This is a genomic window from Maribacter algicola (assembly GCF_003933245.1).
GTDB lineage: Bacteria > Bacteroidota > Bacteroidia > Flavobacteriales > Flavobacteriaceae > Maribacter > Maribacter algicola.
The window spans coordinates 51,880-73,456 of record NZ_QUSX01000001.1; the positions used below are offsets into that span (position 1 = coordinate 51,880).

At 41.8% G+C, this 21,577-nt stretch carries 17 protein-coding genes; 7 read left to right on the forward strand and 10 right to left on the reverse strand.

Annotation, left to right across the window (positions count from 1 at the left end; translation table 11 throughout):
* Positions 1 to 115: 115 nt before the first annotated feature.
* The 6 genes from DZC72_RS00150 to DZC72_RS00175 all read right to left on the reverse strand — a co-directional run bounded on the left by DZC72_RS00150 (position 116) and on the right by DZC72_RS00175 (position 9,831).
* Complete coding sequence (locus tag DZC72_RS00150; protein WP_125222540.1) at positions 116 to 2,587, reverse strand: TonB-dependent receptor domain-containing protein; 2,472 nt, start codon at positions 2,585 to 2,587, stop codon at positions 116 to 118.
* Positions 2,568 to 3,935, reverse strand: coding sequence for an HTTM domain-containing protein (locus DZC72_RS00155; RefSeq protein ID WP_125220929.1), 1,368 nt, complete (start codon positions 3,933 to 3,935; stop codon positions 2,568 to 2,570). The genes DZC72_RS00150 and DZC72_RS00155 overlap by 20 nt, the downstream gene beginning before the upstream one ends.
* Positions 3,935 to 5,083: an imelysin family protein gene (locus DZC72_RS00160; RefSeq protein ID WP_243641603.1), complete on the reverse strand. Its 1,149-nt coding sequence runs from the start codon at positions 5,081 to 5,083 to the stop codon at positions 3,935 to 3,937. Before DZC72_RS00160 ends, DZC72_RS00155 begins: the two co-directional genes overlap by 1 nt.
* 80 nt (positions 5,084 to 5,163) lie before the next feature.
* The gene (locus DZC72_RS00165; RefSeq protein WP_243641604.1) at positions 5,164 to 6,450 is read right to left on the reverse strand and encodes a DUF4856 domain-containing protein; all 1,287 of its coding nucleotides are present in this window, start codon (positions 6,448 to 6,450) and stop codon (positions 5,164 to 5,166) included.
* 396 nt (positions 6,451 to 6,846) lie between these two features.
* Complete coding sequence (locus DZC72_RS00170; protein ID WP_165869240.1) at positions 6,847 to 7,722, reverse strand: IPT/TIG domain-containing protein; 876 nt, start codon at positions 7,720 to 7,722, stop codon at positions 6,847 to 6,849.
* A gap of 12 nt (positions 7,723 to 7,734) precedes the next feature.
* Positions 7,735 to 9,831 (reverse strand): TonB-dependent receptor plug domain-containing protein, encoded by a 2,097-nt coding sequence (locus tag DZC72_RS00175; protein WP_125220930.1) that lies wholly within the window; start codon positions 9,829 to 9,831, stop codon positions 7,735 to 7,737.
* A 98-nt stretch (positions 9,832 to 9,929) separates the two neighbouring features.
* Here DZC72_RS00175 and DZC72_RS00180 point away from each other — a divergent pair, with 98 nt between their 5' ends.
* From DZC72_RS00180 to DZC72_RS00195, 4 genes are all read left to right on the forward strand, one after another.
* Positions 9,930 to 10,865: a DUF6607 family protein gene (locus DZC72_RS00180; protein WP_125220931.1), complete on the forward strand. Its 936-nt coding sequence runs from the start codon at positions 9,930 to 9,932 to the stop codon at positions 10,863 to 10,865.
* A gap of 3 nt (positions 10,866 to 10,868) precedes the next feature.
* Positions 10,869 to 12,359, forward strand: coding sequence for an ankyrin repeat domain-containing protein (locus DZC72_RS00185; RefSeq protein ID WP_125220932.1), 1,491 nt, complete (start codon positions 10,869 to 10,871; stop codon positions 12,357 to 12,359).
* Positions 12,360 to 12,478: 119 nt separating this feature from the next.
* A complete protein-coding gene (locus tag DZC72_RS00190; protein WP_125220933.1) occupies positions 12,479 to 12,964 on the forward strand; it encodes a DUF2271 domain-containing protein in 486 nt (161 codons plus the stop codon).
* Between the two features lie 6 nt (positions 12,965 to 12,970).
* Positions 12,971 to 15,169, forward strand: a complete 2,199-nt coding sequence (locus tag DZC72_RS00195; protein WP_125220934.1) for a PepSY domain-containing protein — start codon at positions 12,971 to 12,973, stop codon at positions 15,167 to 15,169.
* Here DZC72_RS00195 and DZC72_RS00200 read toward each other — a convergent pair.
* Positions 15,166 to 16,035: a hydroxymethylglutaryl-CoA lyase gene (locus tag DZC72_RS00200; RefSeq protein WP_125220935.1), complete on the reverse strand. Its 870-nt coding sequence runs from the start codon at positions 16,033 to 16,035 to the stop codon at positions 15,166 to 15,168. The two genes, DZC72_RS00195 and DZC72_RS00200, sit on opposite strands and share 4 nt — an antisense overlap.
* Before the next feature lie 223 nt (positions 16,036 to 16,258).
* Between DZC72_RS00200 and DZC72_RS00205 the strand changes: the two genes are divergently transcribed.
* Positions 16,259 to 16,705 carry a Dabb family protein gene (locus DZC72_RS00205; RefSeq protein WP_125220936.1) on the forward strand — a complete coding sequence of 149 codons (447 nt, stop codon included), beginning with the start codon at positions 16,259 to 16,261 and terminating at the stop codon, positions 16,703 to 16,705.
* A gap of 13 nt (positions 16,706 to 16,718) precedes the next feature.
* Here the strand turns inward: DZC72_RS00205 and DZC72_RS00210 are convergent, their stop codons facing one another.
* Positions 16,719 to 17,762, reverse strand: a complete 1,044-nt coding sequence (locus DZC72_RS00210; RefSeq protein ID WP_125220937.1) for a quinone-dependent dihydroorotate dehydrogenase — start codon at positions 17,760 to 17,762, stop codon at positions 16,719 to 16,721.
* 77 nt (positions 17,763 to 17,839) lie between these two features.
* Positions 17,840 to 18,286, reverse strand: coding sequence for a hypothetical protein (locus DZC72_RS00215; protein WP_125220938.1), 447 nt, complete (start codon positions 18,284 to 18,286; stop codon positions 17,840 to 17,842).
* Between the two features lie 68 nt (positions 18,287 to 18,354).
* Between DZC72_RS00215 and pepT the strand changes: the two genes are divergently transcribed.
* Positions 18,355 to 19,581 carry a peptidase T gene (gene pepT, locus DZC72_RS00220; RefSeq protein WP_125220939.1) on the forward strand — a complete coding sequence of 409 codons (1,227 nt, stop codon included), beginning with the start codon at positions 18,355 to 18,357 and terminating at the stop codon, positions 19,579 to 19,581.
* A gap of 4 nt (positions 19,582 to 19,585) precedes the next feature.
* The gene (locus tag DZC72_RS00225) at positions 19,586 to 20,185 is read left to right on the forward strand and encodes a YdeI/OmpD-associated family protein (RefSeq protein ID WP_125220940.1); all 600 of its coding nucleotides are present in this window, start codon (positions 19,586 to 19,588) and stop codon (positions 20,183 to 20,185) included.
* 17 nt (positions 20,186 to 20,202) lie between these two features.
* Here DZC72_RS00225 and DZC72_RS00230 read toward each other — a convergent pair whose 3' ends face one another.
* Entirely contained in the window at positions 20,203 to 21,552 is a 1,350-nt protein-coding gene (locus DZC72_RS00230) for a Gfo/Idh/MocA family protein (protein ID WP_125220941.1), read from the reverse strand.
* Between the last annotated feature and the right edge of the window lie 25 nt (positions 21,553 to 21,577).

A 21,577-nucleotide genomic window follows, 5' to 3' on the forward strand; every position in this document is an offset into this window, starting at 1 on the left:
CCTATTTACCTTAAAACAAGGGTTTCAGCCAATAATTCATTTTTAATCCGAAAGGAAATCCCAAAGAACTGAAAGAACACTTAAGGCAATCCTCAGGAATTACTCTTAAACCAAATTAAATTTTGAATTGTAAGGTGGTATAAAAAGTCCTTGGTTCCGCTGGCAGTATACCTGGACCCGGGTAGCCTGTTGCCCGCCTGGTAAAATAACTATTATTAAGGACATTATTTATTCCCGCCTCCAACTTCCATTTCTTATAGGAATAGGACAGGGAAAAATCCAAAATATCATAGGCTGGTATTTCACCTTCTATACCCCTTTGATTGTCGTTCACGTCCTGTGGTGCATTTGTGGCATCCGTGAATTGATCGGACAAATAGGTATATTGAATACTGCCCAGAAGATTGGCATATCCAAAGTTTAAGCCCGTTTTTAAATTAACTGCGGATATAAATTCTACTTTGTTTCCCTCCACATTGGTGCTTTGAGAGGACAAGTATTCTGATTCCGTTAGGGCCAAATTAAGGAAGTAATTCATTTTCAATTTTTCGACCGACGGAAAAAAAGTTTCCTTTATACTCCAGTTTGAAAAGCTTTCCAGGCCATAGATAAAGGCTGTTCCGATATTTCCTCGGAAACGAATAACCCTACCCGTTTCAACCTCCTCACCGGCGGCATTTGTGCGTGTCTCGTTTTTCAAAATCTCTCCCAACCGATTGTCATAAAGCAAACCGAATGCGCTCACATCGTAGGACAATATATTATTGAACCTCCCCCTAAATCCCGAATCGGCAGTGAAACCATCCTCATCCTGGATATTTTCATCCACTTGAAAGGAAGGGTTTACTACCCTGATGTCACTAAAGGTCACAGACCTATAGTTTTGGGAAAAATTACCATAGATTTCAATGCTTGGATTCAATTTATAGGTTGCTCCCAGACCTAATAATAGAAAGGTCCTATTAAATTCCCGATTGTCCGATATGTCCTCGTTCAACAATGGGTTTCCCGCCAAATCAAGTACAATGTTTTTATAGCTACCAAGGCTTTTCGTTTTTATATGTTCCAATCTAAAACCAGGGGTAAGCGTAAGCTTTTGAGATATGTTAAAGACATTCTCGCCAAAGAATGCAAGGTTTGCATTGGGAAACTCAAACTGGGACTGTCTTTCATAATTGGGAAATTCGGCATCGGCGAAATTAAAGTCCGGATCTGCTTCGGCAGATCCTGGCCCTTGTCTTTGGTCGTTATTGGTTCTGTAGATCTTTGACCCAAGGAGTAATGCGGACTGGGATTCGCCTAGCTTGTACCTTGTAAGCAATCGAGCTTCGGCACCCCAGTTCCTAAAATTATCCGCAAGAAGTTCCCTAGGTTCCTCAAGGTCATCCTGTTGGGACACCCTATTGGTCCTAAAACCCAAAGCGCTTCGGGAAGCATCCAATCCAAATACATTCAAACTAAAATCCGTATTGGTCGAAAATTTGTGATCCAACCGCGCGGAGAATAATTTCCAGTTCACATCAAACCAGTTTCTATTTCTGTTGCTAAAAGTAGGGTCCTCTATAAACTGTGCGTCCGTGAGTCCACCGGGCTGTTTGGCCAAATAATCCAAAAATGTAGTCTCCAAAGTCAACTTTGTCCTATCCGAAATCTGGTAGCCCAGATGTGCGTAGTAATTTCTGCTATTGAAATTGGAATTGGGCCTAAAACCATTTCCTTCCTTGTAATTAAAGTAGGTATAATAGCTAATCTTGCCCGAAGTGCCTCCCAGACTGTTAAAGCTTGTTTTTAAATCATAGGAACCCACCGTCTGCCTACTCACCCATTCTATCTTTTTTAAGGGATTTGGGGTCTTGAACTTAAAATTTACCAGGCCGCCAAATTGGGTTCCATACTGCAACGAAGCAGCACCTCTTACCACCTGGATTTCCTCCAAGGCTTCTGCCGGGGGTGTGTAATAACTCTCAGGATATCCAAGAACATCCGCACTAATATCATAACCATTCTGTCTGGTATTGAAATTTGCCGTCCTATTGGGATCGAGCCCCCTACCCCCAATATTCAACTGTAATCCCGCATCGCCATTATCGTAGATATTAAGCCCTACAACCTGACCGTATACCTGTCTGGCATTGTTGGCCGCCAAATTTCCCGTGATTCCTTCCATTAACACAACTTCACTCTTCTTGCCAGCATAGATGGCGGTGCCGTCCACTTTTTTGAGCTGCTTTAATTCAAAGATCTGTTCTCTTTTCTGGGTAAGCACCACCTCTGATAGGTTTTGTGCGCGTATCCGCTCCAATTCAAAGTTCAAGGCTGTACTATCCCCAATTACCAATTCTTCTTCCTTAATCTCAAATTCATATGCGAAAATTACAAGGCTATAGTTTCCAGCCGCCATATTTTCAAAAAGAAAGCGTCCATTGGAATCGGTTGTTTCCAAACGCTCCAACTGCTTTATATAGATCTCGGCATCCGGAACAGGCTTGCCATTTCCGTCAGTTATTTTCCCAGTAAAACTAATTTGTCCAAAGGCCGAAAAAGTCACTAAAAAAAACAGTACAATACTATAGTCCCTTAATCTCATCATTAAATGGTAATATCCAGTTTTTATGTTTAAACGATTCACTTTGCTGCGCCAAGTTCACTTTAGGGTCGATAAATTCAGTACTTAATCTACCATTTAAACTCACCCTACAATCCACATATACCTCCACATTTTTATGCCCATCCTTTTCGAAGTGATTTTTGAGGTAGTGTGCGTATTCCAATATAAAATCGGGTTGGAAGGCCATTTGCTTTTCCTGGAAGGGTGTCAGGAAATCGGAATTATCGACATAAAACCAACCCCCTGTTTCCCCATTGACAATCTTGAATTGTGCATAGCCTGATTTTTCCATTAACATGACCCGCCATGAAAAGCGATACCCTTCTTCGGTCCAAAACAGTTCGCCCGGATAGAGTAGATAACGGAAAGGAAATGTCAATTGAATGATGAAAAAGATCGCAATCATCCCCAAAAAGAGTTTTTTCCTGGCCGAAGAAACGTAGTTGAATGTCCTGTTGTTTCTAAAATAGCCCTTTTGAATTTTGAATACTTTCCCCACTCCGTTAAGAATTCTTTGGTGGACATTCGAATTAAAAAATATCAGTGCAGAAACGATCATGATATAGGGAAACATTCCAATTGGAAACAAAACCCTGGTAAGTACATGAAAAATAATGACCAACACAAAGGCATAAGGTCTCGTCTTTTTTACCAATAATAAAAACGGAATGGCCAAATCGTACAAAGCCCCGGTCCAACTGAAAGCGTATTGTACCCATTCCTGCCCTAATAAATCCCCAATAAACGGAATATCAAATTTTGAGGGCAACCATATTTTTAAAGGCATTGCCCTGAACAACCAATCCGAATTTAATTTGGCCACACCTGCATAAAAGTAAACGATGCCTAGCAACAACTTTATACTATTGATGGTCCAAGCGGGAATAAATTGGTAAGCTTTTTCCTTATTGTTACGGGCATCTAAAGAAAAATAGGCTTCCGCAGGAAGAAAAATCATCAAGAAGCTAAGAATACTTATAAAATAGTAATGGTTTAAATATGTGGTCTTATCCATTAATTCTATGTAAGTAAAACTAAGAAAAAAAAGAACAATCGATATTCTGTACCTATATCCCAGTGCCACTAAAAATGCAGAAAGTCCACAAATGGCAAAAAGCAGGTATGTAAAATTACCAATTGGCTTGACCCATTCAAAACCATAGTAGGAGAAGAAAAACCTTGGCTGAATGTACAGTTTATCGATCCATCCATAAGCCCAAAATCTCAGGATACTAAAAAGCATCATGAAACCAAAAAAAATGCGAAAGACCGCCAAAGGGGCGGCCTCCACAGGGTCATTTATGTATTTTTTGAGAGTAGCCTTCATTAGTCACCATCAGCGTCCACAAAATCGATACTAATGCTCATGGCGGAAACCATATCGACCTTTAACAAAGGTACCACTTTCTGGACCTCATCATAAGCCAATAGCATATCCGTCGGTGGGTTATTGTCCTCGATTTCATTTCTAAAAGACTGTAAAGACGTAACCAACTCCCTTGCCTTGTTCAACTGGGCATTGATCATAGCACTTAAATCGTCGCCTTGTTTTATGGAATTTAACTTATCCAAATAGGATGAAAGACTTTCACCTTCACTTCCCCCATTAAAATGTCTACCATTGAAAAAATCCTGAACGGCATCCAAGCCTTCCAAAAATAGTGTATTGGAAACCTCAGGGTTAAAATAGGCCTCTACATTTCTGGCCAAGGTATTTCCCGAGAATACCCCTAACGGGATACCCATTTTACCTGCTCTTAGAAACTTTTCATAATAAAAGATATAGTCGTTTACCAGACGATCTACCGAGGCTGTGGAGGAGGCACCATCATTTGCCACGAAAACATCCCTATATCCACTTTTCCATTCCTGAAGCACCGTTTGTGTCATGGTGGACATATCCGTCAATATATCATTGACCAATAGAACAATGTTGTCACCACCCACCCCTGTGTACATATCCAAGATGGCTATATCAGTATCCGCGAGACCATTGAACAAATAATCCAGGGCCGGAAAACCTTTACCTTCCCTACTACTTGAAAGTGATAGATCATAAGTACCTGTAGCAATCCACTCGTCTATTTTTGAAGTATTGGTTGGATAAATGTTCATATTTAACCTAAAACCGATAGTTTCCGCCGGACCTATTTCAAACATAGAAACCCGCTGCCACATTTTGTAGGCATCCAACCATTTGAAACGTAGCATCGTAAGGTTCTCCTGAGTCCTCACATCTTGGAACTGATCAAAACTTGATTTGAGGGAACCCATGGCAGTCGCAAAGGTCTCATAGGAAGGAAGAATGATGTTATCGGCCCAATTTACTAGCATGGCTCCCCTATTAAAGGTAACTTCCCCAGTTATAGGTGTTGTTATTTCTTCATCATTTTCTATGGTATCCGAAGAACATCCTACAATCATGAAAAAGACCAAAAACCTCCAGACTATTTTTCCTTTAAAAAATGTATTCATCTTAATAGTGTACTGTTATTTTTAAAATTTATTTGGTGTCCATGTACAAAATTCCCTGATTCCGAATTAAACCTAAGCTCTTATTCGGCGGCTTGTTCCAAGGTAAATTCAAACCTCTGTGATATGGTTTCAGAAATGGCGTCCAAGGTGGTAATTTCAACATCCCAAAGGCCATTGGGTCCATCGTCCAATAAATCCTCTATCATCGCATCTACTTCGGAGGCCGAAAAATAGGGTGCGTTCGTACTAGGGTTTTTTGTAAACTGTAAACTGTATATAAATCCGTAGCCTTCCGAAAGATCGTGAAATGCGGTTCCAAATGCCGGAACTTCCTGCGAGAGGGATGGTTTAGCCTGCTGCAAATAATATACGGCCCTAATACCAATAATTTCGGATACTTTTTGCTGAATTATTTTAGCCTGTTCGTCCCTTAGATCATAATCACCTGCCACGATGGCCGCCCTGCCTAATTTGAATGCTTGAAAAATGGCATCGGCAATTCCCTGGAAGTCAGGGTCTCCCTCGACTCTGCCAATGTACTTGTTCAAATAATCATCGGCTCCTAAATCCGCATTGGGGTCGGATGCATCTTGATTTAAACCGTAAACATAGCCGTAGGCCTCATCCCATTTATGCTCCATAGTCGTGTAGGACTTGCCCTCCTCTACATTGCCCATATCATTTTCTGCCCTATTTTCCCCTTCGTCAAGAACGGAAGTGCTTAAGTAATTATTAATAGTTTGATCAACTACCCATGCGCCAATAAGCCCCTTTACGACCATTTGATCATATTCCAACCCAAGGGCATTGATATATCGCGTGGATGAACCGTCTGCAATTTGACCAGAAATCCCAGCTTGGGCTGCGGTATTCCAATTGGGAAACACCTCAGCTACCTGCGCCTCGATCCAACCTTCAAAATCTGCGCGGATCAAAGCCTGGGCCGTTGCATTGTCTGAAAAATAATCCGCAGAAGCCGCAGTTTTACTTTTTATGTTTTTATCAGAACTGTTTAAAGCGGCATCCTCAAAATTTGACTCCCCCTCCACATGGGCAAACATTGCCAATAAGGCCTCGCTGGATTTACCCGGATTTTTAAGGGAACTGGCCAATTCGGCGCCCATTGCCAATCTTGTAGTCTGCCCATTGAAATCAACGGTATTTTCCCCATTTCTGGTAAACTGGTAGGAAGCAGGTGCCTCTACCGATACATTGCAAGGAGCGCAGGCCCCTCCACAATCTATTCCAGTTTCACTGCCGTTCATAATGCCATCGGCACAAGAAGTTATATCTATTCCATCATCATTTGAACTACAGGCACCAAGTAAAATGGTCAAAAACAGGAAGAAAAAAATATACTTACGCATTTAAGAAATTAAATTTATTTAGACTTCATATAAATAGTTGCGCAAACCTAAAACAAGTTCCATAAATATGAAAATCTTATTTGTACTAAATCTAAATAAAATGTAAGATTTAACATTTAGGAAAACTTGATGGAAATGATACATGATATTAGGCAGTTCCTTTTTTTTTGATTTACCCTAGTGTAAAAAATGCGATTCGAACAACCTGTTTCCAAATCATTTGTATGTTTTTGCCCTTGTAGAAAATTGGCAATAGAAATAGTGGTTGGGAGAATCTGGACAGTTTAAAGATTGGTTCTACTTAAACTAGAATTTTCATGTACATATGATGACGGACAAAAAAACCGAGCAATCCAAAGAGAATTACCCGGTCGTAAGGATTCCTGACAACCTATTCTATTCCAAGGCGGTTTCGCCCTCGTTGGGATTGTATACATAATTGAAGGTATAAACCCTGGATTCATCCGAAAATGCATCCGGTTCCGCAGGTGCGTCCCTATAATAACTTAGAATCTCGACTTTGGCAAATTTCCCATCATGGGTCCTAAATACCAAAATCCTACCCGGTATAGGAGTCACCGTAAAGGTGGCCGGATTGTAATTGTACCATCCTTCACCACTTCCCGCAGGTACGGCAAAGGAACCTGCCGCATCCTGATCAAAGGAGAGTCCATTGGCACTTGTGATATCAGAAAAAATTCCATTTTGTATCGCAGCGCCGGCATTGCCGTTCCTCGTAGGCTCCTCATTGGTACCCGTAGCCGTACCGCCATTCACAGCTATGGTCGTTCCTCGAAAGGCAATGTCCCAATCCGTCTCACTATCAGTTACAGCACCGGTTTCAAAGCTAAACTTTGTAAAGGGTCCGCCTACAGGTTCTCCCTGCCCACCCGTTTGTGGTGCGGACAAGTTCGAAATGGTTTCTGTAACCAAATTTGACAATACGGTAAAACTGGAAGCCGATAATTTTGTAAAACCGTTTGCGGAAATTTCAATTTGCCCCGAAGCAGCACCCGAAGGAACCGTAGTTACGATTTCCGTACTGGTCACCGAAGTTACCGTGGCGGAAACCCCGTTGAACGATATGGAAATATTGGAAGCATCGGAAGGGAAATCGGTTCCCGTAATTCTAATTTCCGTACCCACCGTTCCAGATTCAGGGGAAATGGACATCACCGTAAATTCAGAAACCGAATCACCATCGTCATCGTTACAGGCCACAAAAGAAAAAATCACCATAAAAAGGGCACAAAATCTAAGAGTTGTTTTCATGAAAAATTAAATTTAGAATGTAATGTTTAATCGAGTGAATAATTGAATTCCAGGATTTATTAGAACCTCGTTATCCTGTAAAGCGAGCGGGTTGTTGCCCGTAAAGTCCAAAAGATTGTTAGCGCCCAATTGAAGTTGGTAATGCTTGAAAAGGGTTTTGCCCAAGGATAGGTTCACCAAGGAATACCCATCTACGAAACTGTTATCAAAATCGTCCAAAAGGTCGTTGCCGTTTCTATCGGTAAGTCCGAACCTACTGCGGTAAACGACCCTGAGGTTGGCGTTTGCATCCCATTTGGGGATTTCATAGAATACCTTGAAATTAAAGGTGTGGCGGGAACGATTTTCCAGACCAAAGTACTGGCTTCTTTCCAAACGTACGGTTTGTAGGGTCTCTGGATCTCGAGCAAAAACCTCGCCTTGATTTAGGGCCTCCTCCTGGTCCTTATCATAAGCGAACAGCAATTGATATCCACCGGAAAGACTCAGGTTTTTAATACCGTTAAATCTAATATCGGTTTCAAGTCCCTGGGTGTACACCCGTTCCCGATTGATGTAGCCAAAAACGTTCTGACCGTTGGTCTTGGAGGCAAGGATTTGGGTGTCGATAAGATTCGTGAAATCGTTGCGGAAAAGGTTTACATCGGTCGTTAATTTTCCCGATTTTAGGGTCAGCCCCAAATTATACCCAATGGAACTTTCCGCATTGAGCCGTTGGCCCAATTGAGTAGGATTAACGGCCAAATTAGCAATCTCGCCATTTTCCTGCAATCGCTGAATTCCCTGCGCCTCCACTTCCTTGCCAAAAACGGAATAGCCCCCACCCGATGCATTTGTAAAATCAAGGTACAACTGCCTAAAATCGGGCGCCTTGAAGCCGCTGCCCACGGAACCTTTAACGGCAAGATTAGGTAATATTTCATACCGTGCAGAAAGTTTGGGACTCAATTGGGAATTGTATTCGCTGTGATTGTCAAATCGAAGTCCCGCAATCACATTCAGGCCTTCCAAAGGTGTAAAATCATACTGTGAAAAGATATATTGAGATAGAAAGGAAACATTGTTCGCAAAAAGGTTACGTTGCAATGTTTCAAAATTGGCACCAACCCCTAAAGTAAGCGTGTTGTTATTGAATTTTTGGTTGAATCGAACCTCTGGACGGAATAATTTCTGATTGAAATCATTGGCCAATAGTACCTCATCGGTCAAAATATCCAACGATTCCTCATCCGCAATATAATTGGTGTAGTACAGTTCGTACTGTAAATTCGTTTTGGAAGATGGATCGTGGTTTGCCCGTACCAGGAAATTCATATCTTGTTCCATGCTGGTACTGGGAGCTACGTCAAAAATCTGATGAAAGAATCGGCCGGAGGCGAAGAAATCAAGATTTTCCGAAACATCGTAGAAAAAGCGGCCGCTCAACGTATAGTTGTCAAAAGGATTTACAGTCTGCCCTATATCGCCGGAGGCCAGGTCATAACCATCCGTGCTGAGCCTATCCATAAAAAAGGAATAACCAAAGTCCTCCTTTCGCTGGTTGATACTAAAATTGCTATTATGGTGATTGAACGTGGCCATGCGATGGCTAAGCTGTCCGCTTATTTTTTCGGTCGAAGGTTTTTCCGTGATGATATTGATAACACCACCAAGGGCTTCGGAACCAAAAAGACTGCTAGAGGGTCCTTTGACCACCTCGATCTGCTTGATGTTGCCAATGGCAAACCGACTCAAATCCAAGTTACCGGAACTACGCCCCACCACGGGAACACCATCAATAAGTATCAAAACGTAGTCTGAGGCAATACCCTGTATCTGAACGCCCTCTCCCCCACCCACCGTGGCATCTGGAGTCATAACAATTCCTGTCTGTTCGTTCAAAATTTCGTCCAACCTAGTGACCCCTGTTTGCTCCAATTGGGTTTTAGGAATTAAGGTCACCGGCAATGGTAATGAGGAAAGTTGACGTACGGTACGTGTTGCCGTCACTACAACTTCATCAAGGTCCTGTGTTAGAATGGAATCTACTTTTTGTTCGGTCTGCCCATGAGATAGGTAAAGGCAAAATCCTGAAAAAAATATCAAAAAATAATTTTTATTTAGACTCATTCTATATAAATTTGGCTCAAAAATAAATATTATTTTAAATCAGTCTAAATAAATACAATAAAAATTAATTCGAATCACAAATTTTAACATCCACTATCATGAAAAGAGTTCAGCTATTAACAGTAATGGTCTTATATATGGGAGTAAGTGTTTTTGCCCAGACCAAAAAGGAAAAGGACCAGCAGTCGATTAAGGAAATGTGCGGCTGTTTCGAAGTCACCTTCAACTTTGCGGAAACCTTTAATTACAGCCAAGACTCGCTGTACAAACCATCCAAAACCAAGGTAGAAAAAGGTCTGGAATGGGCCCAATTGGTTACGGATGAAGATAACAAGATCGTTATACAACATATATTGCAAGTTGGAAACCCGGCGGAACCCATGATCGTTAAACATTGGAGACAGGATTGGTTGTATGAAAACACGGATTTCTACTTATATAACGGTGATAACGAATGGAGCTATGCTCAAAAACCTATAAACGAGGTCGCCGGACAATGGACCCAAAAAGTCTATCAGGTGGACGACAGTCCAAGGTATGAAGGTAGCGCCTCTTGGGTTCATGTGGATGGAACCAGCTATTGGGAAAATACGACCCCTGCCCCACTTCCCAGAAGGGAATACACGACCCGCGGGGATTACAACCTTACGATGCGCGGTAACCGCCATGAAATTACCTCTGAAGGATGGATTCACGATCAGGACAATTCCAAAATCGTTCGCAAGGATGGGGAGACCGATTTCCTTTTGGCCAAAGAAAAAGGATACAATAACTATTTAAAGGTTCCAGATGCACTTTGTAAAGCTGCGGCCGAATGGTGGACTGCCAATGATGATAAATGGGCTATGGTACGCGGCAAATGGGACGAAGTATTTGCCAGGGATATGGATTTGGTACTGAAGGAAAAAGTGGACAACAAGGTACTTTACAAGCATTTGTTCGAAGATGAAGTTTCAAGCGCTGATAAAATTGGGGAAATCATAGATTCCTTTGTAGTAGAAAAAAATTCCAAAGTAGCACTTAAAAGCAAATAACCCATGAAAAACGCTTTTAGCCTGATAATCACAGTAGCCTTTTCTTTGGGGCTTACATCCCAAGAAAACCCATTTCTGAACAGGGAATATTGGAACAGCGATCCTTCTATAGAACAAATTGAGGCCACCATACTGGAAGGCCATGATATTACGGAGCGAAATGCCGCCTATTTTGATGGCCCCACCTATGCCATTCTACAGAAGGTGAATGCGAAAACCATGGCACATATCATTAGTAAAGAAGGCAACGGTGTTGCTAAACTGACCCACGATGGCAGAATTTACCTGCACTGGGCCGCGTACGCCGGAAACCTGGAATTGGTCAAGTATCTACTCGACCAGGGGTCTGATGCCGCAGCGATGGACGCCCATGGCTATTCCGTAATCAACTTTGCAGCCAATTCCGGTATTAGTGATACAAATATATATGATGCACTATTGGACAAAGGTGCTAATATTAATGCTACCACACATGATGGAGCGAACGCCTTGTTGCTGGCAGCATCCGGTGCACAAAACTTGGATGTAATCGATTATTTTGTGGAAAAGGGTCTAGCGCTTGATAGCTCCGACGATATCGGCAATGGGGTCTTCCAATATGCCTCCCGAAGCGGAAACATTTCCGTGTTAAAAACCCTAGCCGGAAAAGGTTTGGATTTTAAAAAAGTGAACACTGAAGGAGAAAATGCCCTGTTCATGGCCGCTAGGGGAACCCGTCGGAACCAAAACACCAAGGAGGTCTTTGAATATTTGGAGAGCCTTGGCCTTTCCAACCAACTTATCAATAAGGAAGGTAGAAATCTGTTACATTTAATTGCCGGAAGGAATAAGGACCTCAACATTTTCGAACATTTTATAACATCGGGGATTTCCCCTGAATTAAAAGATAAGGAAGGGGTAACCCCTTTGATGATTACAGCATCCGGAAACGACCTTGATGTTGTGGAGCTTTTGACAAAACACGTGGGGGATTTAAACCTAACCGATGACAAAGGTAGGAATGCCCTAATGATGGCGGTTGAAAGTAACGAGGCGGAGATAGTTGATTTTTTGTTGAAAAAAGGTGCGGATGTAGCCTCAAGGGATAATGATGGAAATTCCATTGCCTACTATCTGATTCACAATTACAATCCGAAAAATTCCGATAGTTTCGATAGAAAATGGAACTTGTTACAGGAAGCAGGCCTTACTATGAACGGAAAGCAGGGCAATGGTAACACACTGTTGCATCTTGCGGCCAAGGACAATAATTTGGAACTCTTAAAACGATTGGAGAATTTGGCTATCGACATCAATGAAAAAAATGAGGATGGTGTCACGGCGCTCCACTTTGCCGCCATGTCATCGGATAATGAAGAAATGTTGAAGTACATGATTTCAATGGGTGCGGACGTAAGTGCAAAAACCGAATTTGAGGAAACAGTATATGATTTGGCGAGTGAAAACGAATTGTTGCAAAAGCACAACGTAGCATTGGACTTTTTAAAAATATAATTTAAAGAATGAAATGAGCCATAACAAGTCTTGATACCTACCGAGATAATTATTAGCGAATTGCATCCCCGTGCTGAGCATAGTCGAAGCATGACCTATGAAATACAAAAAAAATATAGATGAAAAAATATTTTATCCCAATTACGGCCATCGTCAGTTTAGCCCTCTTTGCCTTTGGCACAGCCACCAAAACCACCCCGTATAAATGTATGATCCAGTTGACGAATTATGAAGGCGAAGGGGCCTACATCGTTGTTTCCATTTTGGATGGCAAAGGCAGCTATGAAGAAACGCTCTATGTTCAGGGCGATGATAATGAATGGTACCGGGACCTGGAAGAATGGTGGAAAAATATATACGGTATCAGACGACCCAATATAGATGCCATTGTGGGTGAGACCGTAACTGGCGGTCAGCGTAAAATGACCATTCTAAATATCCCTACGGATAAAATCGATGCCGGATATAAAATACGGTTTGAATCGGCCGTGGAGGACCAGGAATACTATAAGGACGATCTGGAGTTTGACCTTACCACGGAAAACCTTGCGGCAAAAAAGGAAGGCAAGGGTTTTATCCGCTATGTACGAATGATTCAACAATAACGGTTTATGACCATCTCAATTTGGAGGTATAGTCACTTACTTTTGGCCCTATCCACGGGCCTTTTTTTGATAATGGCGTCCATTACGGGGATTATATTGGCCTTTGAACCCATACAGAGTACAATAAAACCATATAAACCCATTACTTTATCAACGGTATCCGTTGGAGAAACAATTGGGGTACTTCAAGAAGAGTATGAAGAGGTATTGAGTATAACCGTTGACGCCAACGATTTTGTCCTTGCGGACGTATTGACCAGAGAAGGTGAAAGCAAACAGCTGTACGTACATCCCAAGACAGGTGAAGCCCTTGGCGAACCGTCCCCCCAACATCCTATTTTTCAGTTCACGACCAATCTACACCGTTCCCTCTTTTTAAAGAGCTTAGGGCGTTTTTTCGTGGGGCTGGTTTCCTTTCTCCTATGTCTAATAGCCGCTACGGGGCTTATGCTCATCATAAAACGACAAGGAGGAATAGTCAAATTGTTCTCAAAAGTTCAAAAAGACTATTTTGAATTGCGATACCATGTCATTTTGGGGCGTTGGTTTCTGATTCCGATTTTCATTATTGCTGCGACAGGAGCATACCTATCCGCGGAAAAATTCTCCTTGCTTCCCAGCACCCTCGTTCTTCATGAAAGGGTTAGTCCAAATGTAGACGTAGACGAATCGGTAAGACCCCAAGATTTGGATATTTTCAAGACCACTTCCCTAAACAATATCAGAAAGATCAACTTTCCTTTTACGCCCTTTCCCGAGGATTATTTTGAAGTTGCGCTAAGGGATAAGGAAATCTATGTACACCAATACACTGGAGAAATTTTAAGCGAAAAACCATATCCCTTTACCTTCTTGGCAAGTAGGATGAGTTTGGTTTTACACACGGGACAAGGTTCCATACTTTGGTCCTTGGTTCTTTTGTTGGCAAGTGCATCCATCCTGTTCTTTATCTACTCGGGTTTTGTGATGTGGCGCAAACGTATAAAGAACTCGGTAAAAATCAGCAAAAAAAACGCCGACGCATGTACGCATATCATTTTGGTAGGTTCCGAAACTGGCACAACTTTCGGGTTTGCAAAATCGCTTGAAAAAGCCTTGAAAAAATTGGGTAAAGAAGTCCTTGTTACCCAACTCAATAATTATCAGGCGTACAAAAACGCGGAACATCTTTTTATACTCACAGCGACCTACGGAGAAGGAGACCCTCCCACCAATGCCCGAAACTTTTTGGGTTTATTGGAGACAGTAAAGCAACCAAATACCCTAAAGTATTCCACAGTAGGTTTTGGCTCTACCCATTATCCAAACTATTGTAAATACGCCATCGATGTTGAAAATCGGTTGGCTACCACACTTGGTTTTGAGAAGGTAGTTCCACTTTATAATATTGACAATCAATCCTATGATGCCTTTAGCGATTGGTCCGTACGTTGGAGTGAAGCTATGGGGGAACGTTTGGACCTTCCAGTGTTGGAAAACAAAAATAAAACTTTGAAACTACATGAATTTGTAGTGGTATCCAAGACAGAACCCAATGGAGACGATACCTTTTTAATCCGCCTAAAAGCAAAAGACAATGCCAAGTTCCGATCTGGGGATTTGTTGGAATACCGGCCCCAAGAGGATGGAATCCCCAGGTGGTTTTCCATTGCCAGAATAGGTCAGGAAATATTACTGAGCATCAAGAAACACGAACTTGGCGTCGTTTCAAATTACTTCAATTCCCTAAACCCTTCGGAAAACCTTGAAGCTGGCATTAAACCAAATCCACATTTCCAATTTCCCAAAAAGGCGAAGGAACTCATTTGTATTTCGAACGGTACAGGGATAGCACCATTTTTAGGCATTATTGACGAAAACAAACATAAAACTCCAATCCATCTATATTGGGGTGGCCGAAACAATGCTTCTTTGAAAATCTACACCCCTCATTTGGATAAGCTTCATTGTGAAGGAAAAATGAAGCCATTGAAGGTCGCCTTTTCGCGCGAAGGCACCTCCAAAACATATGTACAAGACCTCGTTGCAAAAGATTCCCAAAAAATTTCAAAGAGCCTTGAAAATGGAGCCTTTATTATGATTTGTGGGTCGTTACGCATGCAGAACGATGTTTTGGAAGTTCTAGAGAAAATCACGAACAAAGAACTGGAAAAGCCTTTAAATTATTTTGAAGCCAAGGGACAGATAAAAATGGACTGCTATTAATGATACTTGGAAAATAATTCGGTCGCCTTATTATAAGCGGCTTCAAACACCATCCAATTTACGCCGGTCTCCGCCTTTTGAGCGGTAAGGTAGGACAACAATTTTTCGGTGGGCATATTCCCCGTAAGTTCATCCTTGGCCATAGGACAACCGCCAAAACCCTGTATGGCACCATCAAACCTGCGGCAACCTGCTTTGTAGGCGGCATCCACCTTTTCGTGCCATTTGGTAGGCGTTGTATGTAAATGTGCCCCAAATTCAATGAGCGGATATTTGGGAATTAAATTGGAGAACAAGTACTCGATATTCTCTGGATCCGAAGTTCCCACAGTATCGGAAAGGGATAATATCCTCGCCCCCATCGATGCCAATTTCTCCGTCCACTCACCCACGATTTCAACATTCCATGGATCACCGTACGGATTTCCAAAACCCATCGAAATATAGGTGACCACTTCTTTGTTGGCGGCATCGGCAATATTGAAAATCTCCTGGAGTGTTTCCACCGATTCGTCTATGGTCTTATGAGTGTTTCGCATTTGAAAGTTTTCCGATATGGAAAAGGGAAAGCCCAAATAATCGATTTCAGCATGCTTTACCGCATCTTCCGCCCCGCGGACATTGGCAATAATCGCCAATAATTTGCTTTTGGTCCTTGAGAGGTCCAACTTGGACAACACCTCGGCCGTGTCGACCATTTGAGGAATAGCTTTAGGGGAAACAAAACTGCCAAAGTCCAATGTGTCGAAACCACATCCTAACAGGGATTGCAGGTACCTTACCTTTTCTTCGGTAGGTATAAAATCCTTAATGCCCTGCATGGCATCCCTCGGACATTCTATAAGCTTTACTTTACTGTTGGACATAACGTAAAAATACAAACAACCATAGGAATTTCAGAGGTCATTTAAAATGAATTCTTATGGGAAGTTTAAATCTTCTTACAAACAAAAAATTAAGAGCTAGACGATTTTTTATATCTTGTTCAAAATTTAAAATCATGAAATGAGCCATAACAAGTCTTGATACCTACTGAGATGGTTATTGGCGAATTGCATCTGACCTATGAAAAACAATAAAAATAAACAGATGAAAAACAAGATTACGGGGATTGTGATACTTTTGGTATGTACTTGCTACAGTTTTTCCTGCAAGAATCAAAATAATGATTTAAAGAAAAAAGAAATGGAGCCGGAAGAAATGGTACAAGAAGATATAGTACAATCCAATGATAGTTTGTTAAGGCACGTTGTTATATTCAAATTTAAGGAGGGTACCTCTGAAGAGGATATTAAAAAAGTAGAGGAAGCGTTTCACGCCCTACCTTCTAAAATTCCACAGATAGCGGGATATGAATGGGGAACCAACAACAGTCCAGAAGGTTTGGACAAAGGCTTTACCCATGTTTTCTTTCTATCCTTTAAAAGTGAAGAAGATAGGGCCATTTATTTACCCCATCCAGACCATAAGGCCTTTGGGGCCGTACTTGGACCACATCTTGACGATGTACTTGTTATGGATTACTGGACTGATTAAGATTAAACAGTCCCTACCTATAGTTTTCTTCTAGGATGGCCCGGTTTATTTTTTTAACTAAAATTGGGCCTTCGTATATAAAACCTGTCCATAACTGAATTAAATCGGCTCCGGCATTGAGCTTTTCCAAAGCATCTTCGGGAGAATGAATTCCCCCTACTCCGATGATCGGGAAGGCTTTATTGCTGCGTTCAGATAAAAATTGGATTACCTCCGTACTTCGATGCTTCAAGGGTTTGCCACTCAAACCACCTGCCTCTTCCAATAAGAGTCCGTGGGATTTTAGATTTTTGCGCTCAATGGTCGTGTTCGTGGCGATTACACCATCTATTTTGGTATCGGCAACGATATCGATGATATCTAAAAGTTGGTCATTGGTAAGGTCCGGTGCGATTTTCAATAAAATCGGTTTTCTTTTTACCTCCTTTTCAGCGGCCAATTTTATATTGGCCACTTCCAGTTCCCTTAAGAGTCTTGTTAATGGTTCCTTATCCTGAAGTTCCCGTAAACCCGGGGTATTGGGCGAACTTACATTGACAACAAAATAATCCACATAATCAAAAAGGGCATCAAAACAGATTAAGTAATCCTTTATAGCGTCATCGTTGGGCGTAATTTTGTTTTTACCGATATTTCCCCCAATCAATACCTTATGTTCCTTTTTCAATCGTTCCACCGCCTCAAATACGCCTAGGTTGTTAAAACCCATCCTGTTGATAATGGCACTATCGGCCTTTAACCGAAACAAGCGTTTTTTTGGGTTTCCGTCCTGAGGTTTGGGTGTCAAAGTACCTATCTCCACAAACCCGAAACCAAAATCCGACAGTTCATTATAAAGCACGGCGTTCTTGTCAAATCCAGCAGCCAAACCCACCGGGTTCTTAAACTTGACTCCAAAAACCTCGCGTTCTAGCCTTTGATCCTCTATGGTGAAAATTGGTTTTAAAAGACCCAAAAGGCCAATCTTTGAAATGACCTTTATCAACGCGAAGCTAAAATGGTGGACCTTCTCCGGGTCGAATAAAAATAAGATGGGGCGTATTACCGATTTGTACATATTGGCTTGGATTTTTGCAAAAATACAAAGTGAGGGCTTCATAGTTTCGCTCCCACCTCCATAAAATTCAAACTGACCTAATTCTGTTTCTCGGAAATACTATCCGTATAGACCTTAGGGGTAATCACAAAAGGTGAACGGGAGGCTTCATGGCAGAGATCCAAATATAATTGATACTGTTTGGCATTCAAGAGGGAAAGCACCCTTTTATCGATCATGGACTGCATCAACTCCATGCTGTCCATGACTCCCCGGTACTTTAATGCCAATTCATTCAATTCTTCCACGGTGTTTTGAGGATGCCTGTTGTAAATATTCTCCAACCGAACGTTCAAAATTTCATTTCTGTATTGCAATTCAGCAGCCAGATTCACTAGCTGCTTTTTTTGGAAATCGTTCATTTGGAAAATATCCACCAAAGAATCACTTTCCGTGATGCCTACCCCTAGAAGACAATCCGCCTGCGACCTAACTGAAAAGGAGAACAGAACCAAAAGAAAGGGGTATATAGCTTGAAACCGCATTTGAATATTGAATATAAACTGATTACGAAAATACAATTTAAAAGCTATTTTTGGATAAAAACCAAGGCATGCAGGATATAATAACCCGTTTTATAGATTATGTGAAGATCGACACGCAAAGTGACCCAACTTCCAATTCGACTCCCAGCACCAAAAAGCAATGGGATTTGGCGAATAAACTCGTTACCGAACTAAAGGAAATTGGCATGGCCGATGTCACCATTGATGAAAATGCCTATATAATGGCGACGCTTCCAAGCAATCTGGATTATGAAATACCCACCATTGGTTTTATTGCCCATTTTGATACGTCACCAGATTTTTCAGGGACCCATGTAAACCCCCAGATCATACACAAATATGATGGAAAGGACATTGTATTGAACAAGGAAAAGGGCATTATACTTTCACCTGATTATTTTGACGACCTTAATCAGTACAAAGGGCAGACCATCATCACCACCGATGGTACCACGCTACTGGGTGCCGATGACAAAGCCGGAATTACGGAAATCATTACTGCCATGGAGTACCTTATTAACCATCCGGAAATAAAACACGGCACTATAAAAGTAGGATTTACGCCCGATGAGGAAATTGGCCGAGGGGCCCACCATTTTGATGTAAAATCCTTTGGAGCCGATTGGGCCTATACCATGGACGGGAGCCAAATAGGGGAACTGGAATACGAAAACTTTAACGCCGCCAGTGCAAAAATTAGTGTCACCAGAAAAAGTGTCCATCCCGGCTATGCCAAAAACAAAATGGTCAATGCCCTGCTCATCGCCAATAAAATCATTTCCATGCTACCCGAAGCGGAGGTTCCGGAAAAAACTTCAGGCAGGGAAGGTTTTTTTCATGTACACCATATTCAAGGTGAAATAGAACAGGCGGAGGTCGAATTGATAATTCGGGATCATTCCAAATCCCGTTTTGAGGAAAGGAAACAAATGCTACAGGATATCGTTTCACAACTCAATGCCGTCCATAAAGATGCCATTGTTTTGGAAATCAAGGACCAATATTTCAATATGAAGGAAAAAATAGAACCCGTCTTTCATATTGTGGAAATTGCCAAGGAAGCCATGGAATCCGTTGGCATAACACCTATTATCAAACCAATCCGTGGCGGCACGGATGGTTCCCAACTTAGCTTTATGGGCCTACCTTGCCCCAACATTTTTGCCGGGGGACATAATTTTCATGGAAAATACGAATATGTACCGGCAGAAAGTATGGCAAAGGCCGTAGAAGTAATCATTAAAATTTGCGAACTTACAGCTACCAAAAGCTGAGATTATGGAAATATCGGAAAAACTGGATAGATTCTTTTCAGAGGAACATATTTTTAAATCGGCCGTTTCACAATTAAGGAGCCTAATTTTGGAATCGGGATTGGAAGAAACCTACAAATGGAGTTTCCCTACCTACACCTTAGAAAACAAGAATATAGTGGCGATTGGGAAGTTCAAAAATCATTTTGCCGTTTGGTTTTTTAATGGAAGTCTCTTAAAGGACCCCTACGGTGTTTTGGAAAATGCCCAAGAAGGTAAGACAAAGGCGATGCGACATTGGAAATTTTATACCAAGGAAGAGATAGACATTAAAAGGATCAAAAAATATATTGCCGAAGCCGTTGAAAATCATAAAAAAGGAATTGAAATAGCTCCTGTCAGAAAGAAGCGTATGACGATGGTTGTATTACCTGAATTGCTTCAAACGGCACTGAACAAAAACCCCGATACAAAAAAAGCCTTTGACTCCCTTTCACAGGCAAAACAACGGGACTATGGCACATATGTAGAAGAGGCCAAAATGGAAAAGACTAAAATTTCCAGATTGGCCAAGATTCTTCCTATGATTCTAGAGGGTAAGGGTCTAAACGACCAATACCGTTAAATATACTACTTTAGTCATTAGACCATTGGCAGCTTCCATCCATTTTGATAGTTTGCCATCAAGTACTGATTTGCTTCTTCGTTCTTAAACTTGCCGGAGGCATCGTCCCAATAAATTCTATTACCTGTTTTGAATGCTGCATTACCCATATGGGAAACCAAAGCGGCATCATAGCCTACCTTGATAGGGGCCGTTAGTTTGGAGGCATCCCTGCTCTTAACCGCTTCCATAAAGTTTTGTGTATGTAGGTCCAGCCCACTTTGTCCGCCATTATCGAATTTCTTAGCTTCCATTTTAGGTATCCCTTCCTTTCCCCAACCTTGAAACTCCGTTTCGGGAATGACTTCCCAACCTTGCCTATCCAACACCAAGGTTCCATTGTTTCCAATGAATGCGATTCCATGGTTCCTTCCATAGTTTCCACCGTCGATTCCGGTGGCATGTTCCCACAAAATAGAGAATCCATCATACTCATAAACCGTTTGGAGCGTATCTGGGGTTTCTGAAGCATCATCCGGATAGGCAAATTTACCTCCCAAGGCCATTACGGATTTAGGTGTGCTGGCCTTCATTCCGTACAATGCATAGTCGATAAGGTGTACGCCCCAATCCGTCATCAGGCCTCCTGCATAATCCCAGAACCACCTAAAATTAAAGTGAAAACGATTTGGGTTGAAAGGTTTTTGGGTTGCGGGCCCTAGCCACATATCATAGTCCACTCCCGCTGGAGCCGTACCATCCGGTACGATGGGCACAGGTTTCATCCAACCTTGATAGGCCCAGGCCTTGGCCAACCTAATTTCTCCCAATTTACCGGAGTGCACAAAATCGATGGCATCCACAAAATGGGGCTGACTCCGCTGCCATTGTCCAATTTGCACCATCCGATCGCTGGCCCCTACATAATTCAACATAATATTGGCTTCCTGTACGGAATTGGCAATGGGCTTTTCACAATATACATCCTTACCTGCTTGAAGGGCATCGGTCAATTGAAGACAGTGCCAATGGTCCGGCGTTCCAATGATAACGACATCGACATCCTTATTTTCCAACAATTTTCTGTAGTCCTTGTACCATTTCGGCTTTTTGATTCCTGCCTTTTCCAAATCTGCTGTACGTTTCTGCAATACATTTTCATCTACATCGCAAAGGGCGATAACATTAATATCGCTCATTTTAAGAAACGACGAAAGGTCTGAAAACCCCATTCCATTGCAACCAATGAGTCCCACGTTTACGGTATCATTGGGACCAACTTTCTTTCTCATAGCCGCCAAAAGCTCCATGGGAAACATGAATGTTGCTCCTGACACGAGTAAACCTGCCGTACTCTTTTTGATAAATTCTCTTCTACTACCAAGCATGTCTAAAATATTTTGTTGAATGAAT

Bases quoted from the DNA above. Each gene is read 5' to 3' on its own strand.
- DZC72_RS00200 (WP_125220935.1), bottom strand. From the start codon at position 16,035: ATGTCCAACAGTAAAGTAAAGCTTATAGAATGTCCGAGGGATGCCATG.
- DZC72_RS00230 (WP_125220941.1), bottom strand. From the start codon at position 21,552: ATGCTTGGTAGTAGAAGAGAATTTATCAAAAAGAGTACGGCAGGTTTA.
- DZC72_RS00185 (WP_125220932.1), top strand. From the start codon at position 10,869: ATGAAAAACGCTTTTAGCCTGATAATCACAGTAGCCTTTTCTTTGGGG.
- DZC72_RS00155 (WP_125220929.1), bottom strand. From the start codon at position 3,935: ATGAAGGCTACTCTCAAAAAATACATAAATGACCCTGTGGAGGCCGCC.
- DZC72_RS00195 (WP_125220934.1), top strand. From the start codon at position 12,971: ATGACCATCTCAATTTGGAGGTATAGTCACTTACTTTTGGCCCTATCC.
- DZC72_RS00225 (WP_125220940.1), top strand. From the start codon at position 19,586: ATGGAAATATCGGAAAAACTGGATAGATTCTTTTCAGAGGAACATATT.
- DZC72_RS00210 (WP_125220937.1), bottom strand. From the start codon at position 17,762: ATGTACAAATCGGTAATACGCCCCATCTTATTTTTATTCGACCCGGAG.
- DZC72_RS00160 (WP_243641603.1), bottom strand. From the start codon at position 5,083: ATGAATACATTTTTTAAAGGAAAAATAGTCTGGAGGTTTTTGGTCTTT.
- DZC72_RS00150 (WP_125222540.1), bottom strand. From the start codon at position 2,587: ATGAGATTAAGGGACTATAGTATTGTACTGTTTTTTTTAGTGACTTTT.
- DZC72_RS00170 (WP_165869240.1), bottom strand. From the start codon at position 7,722: ATGAAAACAACTCTTAGATTTTGTGCCCTTTTTATGGTGATTTTTTCT.
- pepT (WP_125220939.1), top strand. From the start codon at position 18,355: ATGCAGGATATAATAACCCGTTTTATAGATTATGTGAAGATCGACACG.
- DZC72_RS00165 (WP_243641604.1), bottom strand. From the start codon at position 6,450: ATGCGTAAGTATATTTTTTTCTTCCTGTTTTTGACCATTTTACTTGGT.
- DZC72_RS00175 (WP_125220930.1), bottom strand. From the start codon at position 9,831: ATGAGTCTAAATAAAAATTATTTTTTGATATTTTTTTCAGGATTTTGC.
- DZC72_RS00205 (WP_125220936.1), top strand. From the start codon at position 16,259: ATGAAAAACAAGATTACGGGGATTGTGATACTTTTGGTATGTACTTGC.
- DZC72_RS00180 (WP_125220931.1), top strand. From the start codon at position 9,930: ATGAAAAGAGTTCAGCTATTAACAGTAATGGTCTTATATATGGGAGTA.
- DZC72_RS00215 (WP_125220938.1), bottom strand. From the start codon at position 18,286: ATGCGGTTTCAAGCTATATACCCCTTTCTTTTGGTTCTGTTCTCCTTT.
- DZC72_RS00190 (WP_125220933.1), top strand. From the start codon at position 12,479: ATGAAAAAATATTTTATCCCAATTACGGCCATCGTCAGTTTAGCCCTC.